The organism is Polaromonas sp. JS666, assembly GCF_900103405.1.
Taxonomy (GTDB): domain Bacteria; phylum Pseudomonadota; class Gammaproteobacteria; order Burkholderiales; family Burkholderiaceae_C; genus Polaromonas.
This window is the reverse complement of sequence record NZ_FNHX01000003.1, coordinates 72,025-87,555: the sequence shown is the minus strand read 5'-3', so window position 1 is coordinate 87,555 and position 15,531 is coordinate 72,025. Positions and strand designations below refer to the sequence as shown.

The following is a 15,531-nucleotide window of genomic DNA, read 5'->3' as shown; positions in this document are numbered from 1 at the left end:
CCCACGTCAGTAGTCCAGCGGAAGCGCGATGCGCTTGCCGTCGCGCGCGGAGAGGTAGGCGGCGATCAGGACTTCGAGGGATTTCAGGCCTTCGCGGCCGTCCGTGTCGGGCTCCGCCTCGCCTCGCAGCACCTTGATGACATTGTCGTAATAGAGGGGGTGGCCAAAACCATAGACCGAGGTGGTGGCATAGCTCGCATCCTTGACCTTGTCGTCGTCTTCGTGCGAATCGGAAAACTGCCAGTGCTGGATGTCGTTGACCGCGACACCACCCACCTTGACCGTGCCCTTCTCCCCGATGATGGTGATGCTGCCCTCGAGGTTTTTCGGGTAGGTCAGCATGGTCACGTTCATCGAGCCGAGCGCGCCGGAGCGCCACCTGACGCTGATGACGCCGGAGTCTTCCACCTCGATATCGCGCGCCAAGGTCGCCGTATAGGCCTGGATGCTTTCGATGGGCCCGATCAGCCAGTCGAGAAGGTCCACATAGTGGCTGGCCTGGTTCATGAAGGCGCCGCCGTCATATTCCCAGGTGCCGCGCCAGGCCGCGCTGTCGTAGTACTCCTGCGGCCGTGTCCAGAACACGTTGATGTTGACCATGTAGATGCGGCCGAAACGCCCTTGCTGCACGGCGCGCTTGAGCAGCTGCAAGGTGGCGTTCTTCCGGTTCTGCTTGACCACAAACAGGCGGACGTTGGCGTCATCGCAGGCCTTGACCATTTGCAAGCCGTCGTTCCATCGCGTGGCCATGGGTTTTTCCGTCATGACATGCAGGCCGGCCGCGGCCACCAGCATGGTCTGCTCGGGGTGCGAGCCGCTGGGCGTCGTGAGCACCACGATGTCCGCGTTCGTGTCTTCCAGCAGGTCGGCAAGGCTGCCGTAAGGCTTGGCGCCGGTTTCAGCCGCCGCGGCGCGCAAAGCCTCGCTGTTGATGTCGCAGACACCGACCAGCTCCGCGTATTCCGCATGTTGCTTGAGCGCGGCAAAATGGTTTCGGGCAATGCGACCGCAACCGACGACGGCAAAGCGGATTTTTCTGCCTGTGATGGGGGCGGGCCAGCGGCGCATGTCAGGCTTTCAGAAGCATTGGAGAAGTCTTAATTCGGAAATCAGCGAGCATTTTTATGCCTCACAACCGCAGATCCACGGCATTGCTCGGGAGCACATACTTGAGGTCATAGAGCACATTAACCGGTCGACCGAGGGCGCGAATTGCCTGGGCGCCCATCGCACGAAACTCGTTGTGGGCAACAGCAAGAACAATCGCATCGTAGACACCGGGCTCCGGTTGCTTGATCGGAGAAACCCCATACTCCTCAAAAGCATCCTCCGCGGAAACCCACGGGTCATAGATATCGACTTTGCAGTTGTATTCCTGGAGTTCCGCAACGATATCGACAACCCGCGTATTTCTCAAGTCGGGGCAGTTCTCCTTGAAGGCAAGCCCCATCACCAGCACACGCGCGCCATCGACCTGAATGCGCTTCTTTGTCATTGATTTGACCAATTGGGCTACCGCGTACACGCCCATACCGTCGTTCAAACGACGTCCCGCCAGAATGATCTCGGGATGGTAGCCGAGCGCCTGCGCTTTGTGCGTCAGGTAATACGGGTCAACGCCAATGCAGTGGCCGCCGACCAGCCCAGGCCGGAAAGGCAGGAAATTCCATTTGGTGCCGGCGGCCTTGAGCACGGCCTCCGTATCGATGTCCATTTTGTTGAAAATCATCGCGAGCTCATTGATGAGCGCGATATTGAGATCCCGCTGCGTGTTCTCTATCACCTTGGCCGCCTCGGCAACCCTGATACTCGGCGCCTTGTGCGTGCCCGCCGTGATGATTTCGTTGTAAAGCGCATCGACGGTTTCGGCCACGTCGGGGGTGGATCCTGACGTCACCTTCATGATCGTCGTTACCCGGTGTTGCTTGTCGCCGGGGTTGATGCGCTCCGGGCTGTAGCCGGCAAAGAAGTCTTCGTTGAACCGCAGGCCGGAGACTTTCTCCAGCACAGGCACGCAATCCTCTTCGGTGGCGCCCGGGTATACCGTGGACTCGTAAATCACGATGTCGCCGGGCTTGAGAACTTTTCCAATCGTTTCACTGGCCCGGATCAGCGGTGTCAAGTCAGGGCGCTTGTACTGGTCGATCGGCGTCGGAACGGTCACGATAAAGACATTGCACGAACGCAGGTCTTCGATGTCCTTCGAAAAGCTCAAGTGCCGCGCCTGCTTCAGCTCGTCGGGTTCCGTTTCCAGCGTATGGTCTTTGCCAGACTGGAGCTCCGCAATGCGCTTGGCATTGATGTCAAACCCGACGACCGGGCGCTTCTTCCCAAATTCCACGGCGAGCGGGAGCCCCACGTAGCCCAAGCCGATGATGGCGAGTTTCAATTTTTCGTTCATGATCATGCGCAAAAGTATCAGTGAGTATTGGAACCCAGATCACGAACATACCAATCCATGGCCTCTTTCATGCCCTCTGCAATGGTGTGCGTCGGCTGGTAACCCAGCCGCGAACGGGCCTTGTCGATGCTGGCCAAAGAATGCCGGACATCTCCCTCCCGAAAATCGCGGTATTGCGGCACCCCCACTTGCAGCCCGGGCAGGTGCCGCTGAAGTTCGCCTCTGATCAGATGGTACAGGCTGTTCAAGGTCGTGCGGTCGCCCACGGCCACGTTGTAGACCTGATTGAAGGCGTCGGTATTTTCCCGTGTCGCGGCCAACAGGTTGGCCTGGACCGCGTTCTGCACATAACAAAAATCGCGACTGGTTTCACCGTCGCCATTGATGAATACCGGCTCCCCCTTGAGCATCGCGGCAATCCACTTGGGTATCACGGCGGCATAGGCTCCGGCGGGATTTTGCCGCGGGCCAAAAACGTTGAAGTAGCGCAAACCAATGGTATTTAAACCATAGCAACGCCCGAAAACCTCGGCATACAGCTCATTGACCAGCTTGGTCACCGCATAAGGCGACAAAGGCTTGCCGATTCTGTCTTCAATTTTCGGCAGGTCCGGATGGTCGCCATAGGTGGAACTCGACGCGGCATAGACGAAGCGCTGGATACCCGCATCCCGACTGGCGACCAGCATATTGAGAAAGCCGTCGATGTTCGCCCGATTGGTGCGAATCGGGTCTTCCAGTGAGCGCGGCACCGAGCCCAGCGCGGCCTGGTGCAGAACAATATCGGCACCGGTGATGGCCTCTCGGCACGCGTCAAGCTCGGCAATATCGCCCTCCACCAACCGGAAATTCGCCCACCGCGCGACACCCACCGCTTGTGCCACCTGCTCGAGGTTTTCACGCCGGCCCGTCGCGAAGCTGTCCAGCCCGACCACCCGCTGATCCAGGGCCAGCAGGGCTTCGAGCAGGTTAGACCCAATAAAACCCGCGACGCCGGTCACCAACCATGCACGCGGATTTTTTCTGAGCTGCAATTTCAGCGTCTCGTACTCGGTCATTGCAGTTGATCCAAACTTGGCATTGATTCCATTCCAATTCGAGGCAAACCCGGAAGAGCTGGCTCATTCCTGATTGCCCGCTTAAAAGCTGTTCAGCTGTTTATCCCACTTGCAACTGCCCGGCCAGCCGATCGCCCCTTAAAAGCGCGAAACGAGAGGGCGGTACCTTCTGTCTCAATGTTGCGTCGTCGAGGCACCGCCAACTTCCGCCAGCATACGGGCCACGCCTTGCTGCCATGCCGGAAGCTGCAGGCCAAAGGCGCCGCGAAGTTTGCTGGTGTTCAAACGCGAATTATGCGGGCGTACAGCCGACGTCGGGAAGGCCGATGTGGCGACAGGGTCCACGGTGTCCGGCGACGCCCTGAGCGCCTTGCCGCCTTTCGCGGCGCATTCGAGGACAAAACGCGCATAACCATGCCACGAAGTCTCGCCCGCGGCCGCCACGTGGTAAGTGCCCGCAAAAGCAGCCGCGGGACCGGCCAGCGCGCTGCGCAGCATGTGGGCCGTGACGTCGGCCAGCAGGTCGGCCCCCGTGGGCGCGCCGAACTGGTCGCTCACGACCGTCAGGCGATCGCGCTCGGCGGCCAGGCGCAGCATGGTTTTGGCGAAGTTGCCGCCCCGCGCCGCATAGACCCAGCTGGTGCGCAAAATCAGGTGCTGGGCACACCGGGCCGCGATGCGCTGCTCGCCTTCGAGCTTGGTGCGGCCGTAGACGCTGAGCGGGCCGGTCGGGTCGCCCTCTTCCCAGGGTTTGCTGCCGCTGCCGTCAAACACATAGTCGGTCGAGTAGTGCAGCAGCCACGCGCCGGCGGCGCTGGCGGCCTCGGCCAGCACACCCGGGGCTTCGGCATTGACCGCATGCGCGGCGGCGGTATCGCTTTCAGCCTTGTCGACAGCGGTATAGGCGGCGGCATTGACGATGACCTGGGGCCGGACTTTTTGCACCGTCTCGCGGATGCCGTCCGGCTTGGCGAGGTCGCCGCAGAAATCCGTGCTGTGGCGGTCCAGCGCGACCAGTTCTCCGAGCGGCGCGAGGCTGCGCTGCAATTCCCAGCCGACCTGGCCGTTCTTGCCGAAAAGCAGTATCTTCATGCGCGCGCTCAGGCCGCGGCCGTGGCGTACTGGGCCTCGACCCAGTCGCGGTAGGCGCCGCTTTGCACATGCGTGACCCACTCGGGGTTGTCCAGGTACCACTGCACGGTCTTGCGGATGCCGGTTTCAAAGGTGTCGGCGGGCTTCCATCCCAGCTCCCTCATCATCTTGCTGGCATCGATCGCGTAGCGGCGGTCATGGCCGGGCCTGTCCTTGATGAAGGCCACCTGTTCGCGGTAGCTGCCGCCGGCGCGCGGGCGCAGCTCGTCGAGCAGGGCGCACACCGCGTGGACGATGTCGATGTTCGGCTTCTCGTTGTTGCCGCCTATGTTGTAGGTCTCGCCGGGTTTGCCGGCTTCGAGCACGCGGCGTATGCCGCTGCAGTGGTCCTTGACATACAGCCAGTCGCGCACCTGCTGGCCGTCGCCGTAAACCGGCAGGGGCTTGCCGGCCAGGGCGTTGACGATCATGAGCGGGATCAGTTTTTCGGGGAAATGGTAGGGGCCGTAATTGTTGGAGCAGTTGGTGGTGAGCACCGGCAGGCCGTAAGTATGGTGGTAGGCCCGGGTCAGGTGGTCGCTCGCCGCCTTGCTGGCCGAATAAGGGCTGTTCGGCTCGTAACGGTTGGTTTCGCTGAAGGCGGGGTCGGCCGGCTGCAGCGAACCGTACACCTCGTCCGTGGACACCTGCAGGAAGCGGAAGGCGGATTTCTCACCGGCCGGCAGCTCCGACCAGTAGCGGCGCGCGGCCTCCAGCAGGCGAAAAGTGCCGACGATGTTGGTTTGTATGAAGGCTTCCGGGTCCGAGATGGAGCGGTCCACGTGCGACTCGGCCGCGAAATGAACGACGGCGCGCGGCCTGTGCTTGGCCAGCAGGTCCGCAACCAGGGTGCTGTCGCCGATGTCGCCCCGGACAAAAATATGCCGCGGGTCGCCCTTCAGGGGCGCCAGGGTTTCCATATTGCCGGCGTAAGTGAGCTTGTCCAGGTTGACGACCGGCTCGTCGCTGCCCGCCAGCCAGTCAAGAACAAAATTGGCGCCGATAAACCCGGCTCCCCCTGTAACCAAAATCATGAGCTCGCCTTTCCATGCGCCGCTGCAGTGCGGCACCGGCACACATTATGCCCCTGGCCTGCGGGCGGCAAGGCCGGAAAAGGCGGCCGGCGGCCGCCGCGGCAACGGCTAGAAGTGGATGCCGCGCATCATCTGCTGCATGGCCACGGCCTCGGCGGACAGCTGCGGCTTGGCGCCCTTCTCGCCCTTGGCGGCCGAGGAGTCGGGGAACATGCGAAAGCTGGTGTTCATGGCGATCTGCGCGATGCGCGGCACCAGCGCGTGCAGCAGCTGGCCGGTGATGCCCAGGCGCGTGGCGACACGCACCGGCTTGAAGATGCAGGCCTGCGCGATCATGTCGGCGGCTTCTTCCGGGGACAGCGTCGGCACGTTGTTGTACAGGTTGGTCGGCGCGATCATGGGCGTGCGCACCAGCGGCATGTTGATGGTGGTGAAGCTGATGCCGACGTCGGCGAACTCGCTCGAAGCGCAGCGCGTCCAGGCGTCCAGCGCGGCCTTGGAGGCCACATAGGCCGAGAAGCGCGGCGCGTTGGTCAGCACGCCGATGGAGCTGATGTTGACCACATGGCCCTTGCGTTTGGCCGCCATGCCGGGCAGCAGCCCCATGGTCACGCGCAGGCAGCCGAAATAATTGAGCTGCATGGTGCGCTCGTAGTCGTGGAAGCGGTCGTAGCTGGCCTCGATCGCGCGGCGTATGGAGCGGCCGGCGTTGTTGATCAGGAAATCAACGCCGCCGTGGTTGGCGACCAGCAGCTTGAGGAAGCGGTCGCAGTCGGCCATGTCGGCGATGTCGGCCGGGTAGGCCACGAACTGGTAGCCCTTGGCCTTGGCTTCCTTGCAGGCCTCGTCGAGCTTGTCCTGGTCGCGCCCGCAGATGATGGTGGTCGCGCCGGCTTCGGCGAACTTGTGCGCCGCGGCCAGGCCTATACCGGAGGAGCCGCCGGTGACCAGCACCACCTTGCCGCCGACGGTGCCGCGCAGCGAGCGGTCTATGTGCAGGTCGGGATCCAGGTGGCGCTCCCAGTAGTCCCACAGGCGCCAGGCGTAGTCCTTGAGGTTGGGGCATTCAATGCCGGCGCCCTTGAGCGCGGCCATGGTTTCGCGGCAGTCAAAACGCGTCGGGTAGTTGACGAAAGTCAGCATGTCCTCGGGCAGGCCCAGGTCGGCCATGACCGCATTGCGCACGCGCCGCACCGGCGCCAGCGCCATCAGGCTCTTCTTGACGCCGCGCGGGATGAAACCCAGCAGGGCGGCGTTGATGAACAGGTTCATCTTGGGCGCGTGGGCCGCGCGGCTGAAGATGTCCAGCACGTCGCCGACGCGGTAACCCACCGGGTCCACCAGGTGGAAGCACTTCTTGGCGATGCCGGTCTTGTGGCTGATGTGGTCCAACGCGTCGACGACAAAGTCGACAGGCACGATGTTGATGCGCCCGCCTTCCAGCCCCACAGCCGGCATCCAGGGCGGCAGCAGCTGGCGCATGCGCTGGATCAGCTTGAAGAAATAGTAGGGGCCGTCGATCTTGTCCATCTCGCCGGTGGTGCTGTCGCCGACCACCATGGCGGGGCGAAACACCGTCCAGGGCACCTTGCATTCCTTGCGCACGATTTTTTCGCTCTCGTGCTTGGTCATGAAGTAGGGATGGTCGTAGTTCTCGGCCTCCTCGAACATGTCCTCGCGGAACACGCCTTCATAGAGGCCGGCCGCGGCGATGGAGCTCACATGGTGGAAGTGGCCGGCGTCTATGGCCTTGGCGAACTCCACCGCGCTGCGCGTGCCCTCGATGTTGACGGCGATCTGGCTTTGCTCGTCGGCGCCCAGGTCGTAGACGGCGGCCAGGTGGTAAAAATGCCCAACCTGGCCCTTGAGTTTCTTGATGTCCTCGCTGCTGACGCCCAGCTTCTTGCTCGTCAGGTCGCCGTGGATGGCGACAGCCCGCGCGGCGCTTACGCCCCAGTATTCCCGCAGCGCCGCGACCTTGCCGGCGCTTTCCTGGCGGATCAGGAAATGAACGGTCGTGCCTTTTCGTTCCAGAAGTTTTTTGACCAGGCGTTTGCCGATGAAGCCTGTGGCCCCCGTGACGAAATAATGCATGTTGTGTTTTCTCCGCTGAACTGTCGATCAAAAAACTGATTCTTGCTTAAACCGCATGACTCCCTATTCAGCAGAAACCCGCGCTCAGCGGCGCGGGGCCTGCTTTTCCATAGAGCGGGGCACCTAAACACCGCCGCGGGGAAGGCTTATATTTTGCGGTCTATGCGGCATACTGTCCGCGCAAATCCACAACCCTCACTGTCTGGAGTCCATCATGGTCAAGAAACTGCAAAAAATGAGTGCCGACAAAAAATCCGGCCCCCAGCTTTCGGGCGCCGTCAAAGAGTCCGCACAGCAAATCTGGCTGGCCGGCCTGGGCGCATTCTCCAAGGCGCAGGAAGAAGGCGGCAAGGTTTTCGAGACCCTGGTCAAGGAAGGCCTGTCCATCCAGCGCAAGACCCAGGCCGTCGCCGAAGAAAAGATCTCCGAAGCCACCAACAAGATGGCCACCATGGCCACTGATATCCAGTCCAAAGCCGGCCACCAGTGGGACAAACTGGAAAACATCTTCGAAGACCGCGTCGCCAAGGCCTTGAACAAGCTCGGCGTGCCTTCCGCCAAGGATGTGGACGCGCTGATCGCACGCATTGACGAACTCAACCGCAATGTGCAAAAACTCAGCGGCAAGGCCCCCGCCGCCAAGAGCGCCGCAAAACCCGCCGCGAAAAAGGCGCCGGCCGCCAAGCGCCCGGCCGCGCGCAAGTCGGCCTAAGCACGGCGAGCTTCACCAAAAAGGGACATACCGTCCCTTTTTTTTCGCCTATGCGCTTTGCTGCAAAGCAGCAAATATTCCCGGGGCCGCCGTCTACACTTTCTCCTCATGACTTCAGCCAAGCGTTCAAAAAGCAAGCCCTCCAGCAGCCAGCCGCGCATTGCACTGGCACTGGCGGGTGGCGGCCCGTTGGGGGCCATCTACGAGATAGGCGCGCTCTGCGCCCTCGATGAATCCCTGCAAGGCGTCTCTTTCACCGAACTGCACCATTACGTCGGCGTTTCGGCCGGCGGCTTTATCGCGGCGGGCCTGGCCAACGGCATGACGCCGCGCGAGCTCTGCGCGGCCTTTATCGAAAACGACGACAAGGCCTCGGAGGTGTTCGATCCGGCCTGGCTGATGGTGCCCGCCTACGGCGAATTCCTGCGGCGCGGCATCACGCTGCCCGGCCTGGCCGCGTCGGCCGCATGGCGCGCCACCTTCGGGCGCAAGTCTTTTGTCCATGCGCTGGAAGCGCTGGGGCCGGCCTTGCCCACGGGCATTTTTGCCAACGACGAAGTCGACACCCAGCTCGAAAAACTGTTTTCCAAGCCCGGGCGCACCAATGACTTTCGCGAGCTCCGCACCCGCCTGACCCTGGTGGCGACCAACCTGGACAGCGGCGATGCCGCGCCTTTCGGCCGTCCCGGCTGGGACCACGTGCCGATTTCCAGGGCCGTGCAGGCCAGCTCGGCCCTGCCCGGCCTGTTCCCGCCGGTGGAGATCGACAACCATTACTACGTGGACGGCGCCCTCAAGAAGACCATGCACGCCGGCGTGGCCATGGACGAGGGCGTGGACCTGATGTTCTGCCTGAACCCGCTGGTGCCCTTCAACTCCACGCGCGCGCCCAAGCTGGCCATGGACCAACGCGTCATGCGCCGCGGCCTGCCGCCCGAAAAACAGGCCATACCGCGCATCGTCAGCGGCGGCCTGCCCGCGGTCATGAGCCAGACTTTTCGCTCCATGATCCATTCGCGGCTGGAGCTGGGCATGAAGCATTACGAGCACGCTTACCCCGACACCGACATCGTGCTGCTGGAGCCCGACCATCGCGACGCCGAGATGTTCCTGGCCAATACCTTCAGCTACCGGCAGCGCCGCCAACTGGCCGAGCACGCCTACCAGAAGACCCGGCAGATGCTGCGCTCGCGCAAGACCACGCTGTCGGCCAAGCTCGCGCGGCACGGCGTGAGCCTGAACCTGGACGTCCTGGAGGACCCCAAACGCCACCTGGTGGCCCCCAGGCCGGCCGCCACCCGCGTGGGCCGGGCCATCGCCTCGCTGGAGGAGGTCATGGAAGATTTAAGCCATGCGCTGCAATCGACTTCCCGCTCGGTGGTGGCGGCGTAACCCAAAGGTTCTCTATGGGCGGACCCAGGTTTTGTGGACTTCCCTAGTTTCGCGCCGGCAGGCGCTGGGTTAGAGTTAAAGAACAATACAAGGTAGACAACTATGGCGAAAAAAGCGCCGCGCCGTACAGCAGAGCGGATTCTGGAGGTCACCCTGGACCTCTTCAACCGCTTTGGCGAGCCCAATGTGTCGACCACGCTGATCTCCGCCGAACTCAACATCAGCCCCGGCAACCTCTACTACCACTACCCCGCCAAAGACGAGCTCATCAACTCGCTGTTCGACCGCTACGAAAAATCCCTGAGCGAGCTGCTCAACGCCAGCGACGGCGTGCGCGACGTGGAGGACGCCTGGTTTTTCATGCACACGCTGTTTGAGCTGATCTGGCAGTACCGCTTCCTGTACCGCGACCTCAACGACCTGCTCAGCAAGAACCGCCGGCTGGAAACCCACTTCCAGTGGGTGCTCAAGAACAAGACGCGCGCCGTCAAGGGCCTGCTCGACGGCATGAGCCGCGCCGGCGCCATGACCATCGACTCGCGAGAGGTCGAGGCAACGGCCACCAGCATGGTGGTGGTGCTCACCTACTGGCTCAGCTTCGAGTACGTGCGCGACCCGCGCAACGCGCTGGAGCCCGGCAACGCCCAAGCCGCGCTGCTGCGCGGCGCCCACCACGTGCTCAATTTGCTGATTCCCTACCTGGAGCAAAGCCAGCGCGCGCACCTGCAGGCCCTGGTCGGCGCTTACAGCAACCCGGCTTGAGTTCCTTCAAACCGCCCTTATCCATAACACCAACAATTTTTACCAAGGAGACAAGACACATGGCCAAATGGACTGCCTTTCCCCATGCCGGCGACTACGCATTCGATGCCGCCAGCCTGAAAAAGAGCTGGGCCCGCCTGCACCTGGGCGACTGCGAACCCCTGCCCAAGGACGCCGATGTGCTGCAGGCCTGGGTGCTGTTCCACAACGGTGAATTCCAGAAGGCGTCTGATGCGGGCCTCAAAGCCGGCGGTGACGGCATCACGGTGGCCAACAAGGCCGCCAGCATGTATGCCACTTACCTGGAAACCAAGGAAAAGACCAAACTCGACCTTTTCATGGAAGTCGCCGCCCGCGCCGAGGCCCAGCAAAAGGACGACCCGAAAAACGCCAACGCCTGGTACTGGCAGGCTTATGCGCTGGGCCGCTACAGCCAGGGCATCAGCGTGGCCAAGGCCCTGGCGCAAGGACTGGGCACCAAGGTGAAGAACGCGCTGGAGCAGGCCATCAAGCTATCGCCCAAACACGCCGACGCCCACATCGCGCTGGCCGCCTTCCACGCCGAGGTCATCGACAAGGTCGGCTCGCTGATAGGCGGCATGACCTACGGCGCCAAGAAGGACGTGGGCCTGTCGCTCTACAAAGACGCCCTGAAACTGCACCCCGGCTCGGCCATCGGCATGATCGAATATGCCAACGGCATGGTCATGCTCGAAGGCGACAAGAAGATGAAGGAAGCCACCAAGTTGTATGAGCAGGCGGCGGCCAGCAAGGCGCTGGATGCGACGGAGAGGCTTGATGTGGAGATGGCAAAGGCTGAGCTCGAGGACTGAGCAGCATCACCCCGTCCAGGTTTGCCCCCGGTACCACGCATGCCGGGCCAGCCGCAGCATGGGTTTGTCCCCGGAAGTATCCCCATAGGCATACAGCGTCACACCTTCCAGCCCTGTGACGCCAAATCGCCCTGTCGCCCAGGCCCGCAACCGCACGACCTTCTGCTCCCCATGGCAGTTGGGCGTGCGCATGCGGCCGGTGAGGTGGCGGGCATCGCCCTCGCCCATGACTTCCATTTCGGTGCAGAGCAACGCGTCGAAACCCAGCTGCTGCGCCACCTGCGCCAGATAGATGTCGGGCGAGGCGCTCACCATCACGCAGCAGTGCCCGGCCTCGCGGTGCCAGGCCAGGCGGGCCATGGCGTCCTCGCGCAGCTGGCCGGGGAAATCCTGGGCCAGCCAGCGTGTGGTCCAGTCCTGCATCTCGGCAAGGCTGCGGCCGGTCAGCGCGGCCTGCATGAGCTTGCCTTTGGCGACATTGTTGGGCACGATGCGCAGCGCATAGCCGGCCAGCCAGGGCGAGCAGCGCAGCAGGGCCCACACAAAGCGCGGCCAGCCCAGGCCGCGGGCGAGGAAAACCGTGAAGGTGTCGCGCCGGGTCAGCGTGCCGTCGAAGTCAAAGGCGGCGACAACCGGGCCGGCATCCTGGGCGCTTAGCTCGGGCATCGCACCTGGCCGCAATAGCGTTCGCAGAAAGGGCAGCCCGTCATGGGCAGCCACTTGGGAATATTGAAGTAGCGCTTGAACACCGTGCCCAGCACGCCTTCACGGTAGGCCTGGTAGTTAAAGCCCGTGCCTTCGAGGGCGTAAAACGGCACGCCGTTTTGCTCGAAGCTGAGCACACGCACCGAGGCGAAATAGGGCGCAAACTCCTCCAGGCGCGGCTTGTCGGCGAGGATGATGCGAATCGTCTTGCCCTGGTACAGCGAAAAATCGACCAGCATGTCGTCCTGGCGCGCATGGAATTTGCCGACGCCGAAAACCGGCATGTACTGCCGGCGCTCAAAACCGAATATCGAGGCCGGTGTGTAGGCCTCGCCCATCAGCACCACGCCGGGCGCCGTGACCTGCTGGAGCATTTCGGCGGTCTTGTAGCTGCGGATGATTTGCGGATAGAGCTTGGTGCTGCGCCAGGTGTCCACAGTGGTCATGTAGAGACCCGCCACCACCAGCACATGCAGGCCGGCGAACACGGCCAGGCCCTTGGCGCAGGCCTTGAGTTTGCCCTCCGGCAAGGCAAAAGCCAGGAAGGCAAAACCGAAGGGGTAAAACGACAGTACCCAGTGCAGGCCAATCACCTTCTTGGCCGACAGCAGCGCGAAGAACAGCAGCGGCACCACCACCAGGCAGGCCAGCAGGCGCTGCGAGCGCGCCGCGGCCAGCAGCGACTGGCGATAGCGCACGGCCATCCACAGCGCGGCCGGCGTGACCAGGTAGGCCATCATGCCGATGTAGGTCAGCGGCTTGCGCCACTCAAAATGGGCATCTTCATTGCGGTTGTACACATTGAACATGATGTTGGACCAGCCGTGCGACATGTTGTAGGCGATGTTGATCGCCGGCCCCGGCAAGGCGCACAGCACCAGCAGGGCCAAACCGGCCAGGCGCTCGCGACGGTACAGCACGAAGTACACGAGGTAGCTGAAACCCAGCACCACCGAGAAATACTTGGATAAAAAGGCGCAGCCCAGGAACACGCCCGACAGCGCATACAAGCCCCAGGCGGCGCGGTCCATCTGGGCGCGGCGCTCGGCGCGCATCAGCGCGGCGACCGACAGCACCGACCAGAAGATCAGCGGCGTGTCGGTGGTGATCAGGGTGTTGAGCCAGTTCAGCGGCGCCAGCCAGAAAAACAGCACAGCCCAGGCGGCACGCACCCGGTCCGCGCCCTTCAGCGCCCACCACAGCGCCGCGCCCAGCGCCAGCGGCAGCAGCACGATGGGCAGGCGTATGGACCAGAGGCTGTCTCCCAGCGTGGCGCGCATCAGCGCGATCAGCCAGCCCACCATGGGCGGGTGGTCCGAATAGCCCCAGTCGGGGTACACACCCCACCAGTAAAAGAAGGCCTCGTCGCCGGTGACCGGGAAGCTCACGGAAATCCACAGCCGCAGCAGCAACGAGAGCAGGCCGGCGGCCAGCAGCCAGCGGCTCAGCGTGACAGGAAGGGCGGTGGAATCTTGGTTCTGGGACATGAAGGCTAAGAATCGGGAGCGGCGCCGGCGGCAAAGCGGCCGCGGACAAGGCGGGGGCAGGCTAGCGCAAGCTGATTTCCTTGCGGATGGCCGCACTATAAAGCAAGGCCAGCACGCCTATGGCCACGGCCAGCCACAGCGTCAGCAGCCGCGCCAGCACGGTGACGGCCAGCGCCGCCGCGGGCGTGGCGCCCTGCGCCACCAGCAGGCCCGTGAGCACGGCCTCGGTGCCGCCCAGGCCGGCCGGCAGCGCGGACAGGGCGCCGGCCACCATGGCGATGGCGTAAAAGCCTGTGGCGGTCAGCACATCCAGCCCCACACCCATGCCGCGGCAGACCAGCCAGACCGCGACGCCTTGCGCCGCCCAGGCTGCCAGGGTCAGCCCCAGCCAGAGCCAGGGACGCAGCGCCAGGCAATGCCAGGCCTCCCGCAGCCAGGGCAGGCGCTCAAACAGCCGGGCACGGTGTTTGAAGAGCAGGCCCAGCATCGCCAGCAGCACCAGCACAGCCGCCGCCAGCAGGCCGCCCAGCAGCGTGGATGCGGCCTGCACCGCGGGATGCCGCAGCACCCAGCCGGCGGCCGGCAGGCACAGCAACAGCAGGCACAGCAGGTCGGCCAGCCGTTCAGCGCCGAAGATGGCCAGGCTTTGCCCGGCACCCAGGGGCTGGCGCGCGAGCATCAGGCCGCGCGCCGCCTCGCCGACATTGCCGGGCGTGGGGGTGAAGGCATAACCCGCAAGGTAAAGACGCAAGCCCTGCAGCCAGCCGAAATGGCGGCCGTAGTGCGCCATCCAGAGCCGCCAGCGCAGGCCGCGCAGCAAGTAGTTGAGCAGGCACAGGCCCGCGGCCTGCGCGCCCGTCCAGGACCAGAGCAGCGCCAGCGAGGTTTTGGGGCTGTCGCCCCAGACCAGCAGCGCGGCCGCGTAGGCCGTGGCCACCACACCCAGCACCAGCAGCAGGCGCTTGAAGGGAAGGCCCGCCGCAACCGGCGCGGAGGAAGCGGGCGCGGGCTTCACAGCCAGCGGCTCAGGAAAATGGCCAGCCAGAGCGCGCCGGCCCCCAGTATCCAGGGGTCGCGCAGCATGTCGCGCGCCACGTCTTCGCCATGGCCGCGGTGCACCTGGTAGGTATAGCGCAGCATGCCGAAAATCACCACCGGCACGGTATAGAGCAGGCGCTCGCCGTGCTGCAGCTGCGCCTCGGGGCTGGTGGCGAACAGGCTGTAGGTGGTCAGCGTGGCGGTCATGGTCACGGCCATAAAGGTGTCCAGCAGGGCCGAGGGGTAGTGGGCCAGCACGGCGCGCTGGCTGGCCTCTTCATGGAAGCTTTCGGCCTTGCGCTTGGCAAAACCGAGGAACAGCGCCACAAAAATGCCGGTCAGCAGCAGCCAGCGCGAAGGCGGGATGCCGACGGCCACGGTGCCGGCCAGAAGGCGCAGCATGAAACCCGAGGCGATGATGGACACGTCGACCACCGGCACCTGCTTGAGCCGCCATGAGTACGCCAGGTTGAGCAGCACGTAGGCCGCCAGCAGCGCCAGCAGGGTGCGGTTGCCCGCCGCCAGCAGCAGGCCGGCCACCAATAGCAGGCCGGCCAGCACCAGCGCCACGGGCACCGGCACCGCGCCGCTGGCCAGGGGCCGGTGGCGTTTGCCGGGATGCAGGGCATCGCTGGCACGGTCATGCCAGTCGTTGATGATGTAGACCATGCTGGAGAGGCAGCAAAAAGCCGCAAAGGCATGGAGGACGTGCCAGTCCAGCGCCATGTCCTGCCAGTTCTGGCTGAATACCAGGCCGGCGAACACAAAAGCGTTTTTCAGCCACTGGTGCGGCCGCATGAGGCGGACCAGGGCCAGCAGGAAAGAAGAGGAAGAGGGCATCGGGAAAGAGGGGTAACACCCCGGGACACCCCCGGGAAGAACGA

The 15,531-nt window shown here is 63.7% G+C and carries 14 protein-coding genes; 4 read left to right on the top strand and 10 right to left on the bottom strand.

The genetic code is table 11. The features are described 5' to 3' along the window. Window positions 1–6 precede the first annotated feature (6 nt). The 6 genes from BLQ85_RS08650 to BLQ85_RS08625 form a co-directional block, all read right to left on the bottom strand. Window positions 7–1,068: a Gfo/Idh/MocA family protein gene (locus BLQ85_RS08650; protein WP_074575944.1), complete on the bottom strand. Its 1,062-nt coding sequence runs from the start codon at window positions 1,066–1,068 to the stop codon at window positions 7–9. 61 nt (window positions 1,069–1,129) lie between these two features. Further along, window positions 1,130–2,404: a Vi polysaccharide biosynthesis UDP-N-acetylglucosamine C-6 dehydrogenase TviB gene (gene tviB, locus BLQ85_RS08645; RefSeq protein ID WP_305790508.1), complete on the bottom strand. Its 1,275-nt coding sequence runs from the start codon at window positions 2,402–2,404 to the stop codon at window positions 1,130–1,132. 14 nt (window positions 2,405–2,418) lie between these two features. Continuing rightward, complete coding sequence (locus BLQ85_RS08640) at window positions 2,419–3,459, bottom strand: SDR family oxidoreductase (protein ID WP_074575942.1); 1,041 nt, start codon at window positions 3,457–3,459, stop codon at window positions 2,419–2,421. A 174-nt stretch (window positions 3,460–3,633) separates the two neighbouring features. Beyond that, the gene (gene rfbD, locus BLQ85_RS08635; protein WP_074575941.1) at window positions 3,634–4,551 is read right to left on the bottom strand and encodes a dTDP-4-dehydrorhamnose reductase; all 918 of its coding nucleotides are present in this window, start codon (window positions 4,549–4,551) and stop codon (window positions 3,634–3,636) included. A gap of 8 nt (window positions 4,552–4,559) precedes the next feature. Continuing rightward, window positions 4,560–5,624, bottom strand: coding sequence for a dTDP-glucose 4,6-dehydratase (rfbB, locus tag BLQ85_RS08630; RefSeq protein WP_074575940.1), 1,065 nt, complete (start codon window positions 5,622–5,624; stop codon window positions 4,560–4,562). Between the two features lie 108 nt (window positions 5,625–5,732). Continuing rightward, window positions 5,733–7,718 (bottom strand): SDR family oxidoreductase, encoded by a 1,986-nt coding sequence (locus BLQ85_RS08625; RefSeq protein WP_074575939.1) that lies wholly within the window; start codon window positions 7,716–7,718, stop codon window positions 5,733–5,735. A gap of 214 nt (window positions 7,719–7,932) precedes the next feature. On the opposite strand from BLQ85_RS08625, the gene BLQ85_RS08620 reads away from it, so the two are divergent. From BLQ85_RS08620 to BLQ85_RS08605, 4 genes are all read left to right on the top strand, one after another. Further along, a complete protein-coding gene (locus BLQ85_RS08620) occupies window positions 7,933–8,430 on the top strand; it encodes a phasin family protein (protein ID WP_074575938.1) in 498 nt (165 codons plus the stop codon). A 108-nt stretch (window positions 8,431–8,538) separates the two neighbouring features. Continuing rightward, window positions 8,539–9,822 (top strand): patatin-like phospholipase family protein, encoded by a 1,284-nt coding sequence (locus tag BLQ85_RS08615; protein WP_074575937.1) that lies wholly within the window; start codon window positions 8,539–8,541, stop codon window positions 9,820–9,822. 102 nt (window positions 9,823–9,924) lie between these two features. Continuing rightward, on the top strand, window positions 9,925–10,584 hold the full coding sequence (locus BLQ85_RS08610; RefSeq protein ID WP_007873932.1) for a TetR/AcrR family transcriptional regulator: 660 nt from the start codon (window positions 9,925–9,927) through the stop codon (window positions 10,582–10,584). Between the two features lie 59 nt (window positions 10,585–10,643). Beyond that, window positions 10,644–11,417, top strand: coding sequence for a tetratricopeptide repeat protein (locus BLQ85_RS08605; protein WP_074575936.1), 774 nt, complete (start codon window positions 10,644–10,646; stop codon window positions 11,415–11,417). A gap of 6 nt (window positions 11,418–11,423) precedes the next feature. On the opposite strand, the gene BLQ85_RS08600 is transcribed toward BLQ85_RS08605, so the two are convergent. The 4 genes from BLQ85_RS08600 to BLQ85_RS08585 all read right to left on the bottom strand — a co-directional run bounded on the left by BLQ85_RS08600 (window position 11,424) and on the right by BLQ85_RS08585 (window position 15,487). After that, window positions 11,424–12,083, bottom strand: coding sequence for an HAD-IB family hydrolase (locus tag BLQ85_RS08600; protein ID WP_074575935.1), 660 nt, complete (start codon window positions 12,081–12,083; stop codon window positions 11,424–11,426). Continuing rightward, on the bottom strand, window positions 12,071–13,609 hold the full coding sequence (locus tag BLQ85_RS08595) for an ArnT family glycosyltransferase (RefSeq protein WP_074575934.1): 1,539 nt from the start codon (window positions 13,607–13,609) through the stop codon (window positions 12,071–12,073). The genes BLQ85_RS08600 and BLQ85_RS08595 overlap by 13 nt, the downstream gene beginning before the upstream one ends. Window positions 13,610–13,670: 61 nt before the next feature. Further along, window positions 13,671–14,624, bottom strand: coding sequence for a lysylphosphatidylglycerol synthase transmembrane domain-containing protein (locus tag BLQ85_RS08590; protein ID WP_074575933.1), 954 nt, complete (start codon window positions 14,622–14,624; stop codon window positions 13,671–13,673). Beyond that, on the bottom strand, window positions 14,621–15,487 hold the full coding sequence (locus BLQ85_RS08585) for a decaprenyl-phosphate phosphoribosyltransferase (protein WP_074575932.1): 867 nt from the start codon (window positions 15,485–15,487) through the stop codon (window positions 14,621–14,623). The genes BLQ85_RS08590 and BLQ85_RS08585 overlap by 4 nt, the downstream gene beginning before the upstream one ends. Window positions 15,488–15,531 lie beyond the last annotated feature (44 nt).

Coding starts and splice junctions, on each gene's coding strand:
- BLQ85_RS08605 (WP_074575936.1), top strand. CDS start 10,644: ATGGCCAAATGGACTGCCTTTCCCCATGCCGGCGACTACGCATTCGAT.
- BLQ85_RS08620 (WP_074575938.1), top strand. CDS start 7,933: ATGGTCAAGAAACTGCAAAAAATGAGTGCCGACAAAAAATCCGGCCCC.
- BLQ85_RS08615 (WP_074575937.1), top strand. CDS start 8,539: ATGACTTCAGCCAAGCGTTCAAAAAGCAAGCCCTCCAGCAGCCAGCCG.
- BLQ85_RS08585 (WP_074575932.1), bottom strand. CDS start 15,487: ATGCCCTCTTCCTCTTCTTTCCTGCTGGCCCTGGTCCGCCTCATGCGG.
- BLQ85_RS08610 (WP_007873932.1), top strand. CDS start 9,925: ATGGCGAAAAAAGCGCCGCGCCGTACAGCAGAGCGGATTCTGGAGGTC.
- rfbD (WP_074575941.1), bottom strand. CDS start 4,551: ATGAAGATACTGCTTTTCGGCAAGAACGGCCAGGTCGGCTGGGAATTG.
- BLQ85_RS08650 (WP_074575944.1), bottom strand. CDS start 1,068: ATGCGCCGCTGGCCCGCCCCCATCACAGGCAGAAAAATCCGCTTTGCC.
- BLQ85_RS08640 (WP_074575942.1), bottom strand. CDS start 3,459: ATGACCGAGTACGAGACGCTGAAATTGCAGCTCAGAAAAAATCCGCGT.
- BLQ85_RS08595 (WP_074575934.1), bottom strand. CDS start 13,609: ATGTCCCAGAACCAAGATTCCACCGCCCTTCCTGTCACGCTGAGCCGC.
- rfbB (WP_074575940.1), bottom strand. CDS start 5,624: ATGATTTTGGTTACAGGGGGAGCCGGGTTTATCGGCGCCAATTTTGTT.
- BLQ85_RS08625 (WP_074575939.1), bottom strand. CDS start 7,718: ATGCATTATTTCGTCACGGGGGCCACAGGCTTCATCGGCAAACGCCTG.
- BLQ85_RS08600 (WP_074575935.1), bottom strand. CDS start 12,083: ATGCCCGAGCTAAGCGCCCAGGATGCCGGCCCGGTTGTCGCCGCCTTT.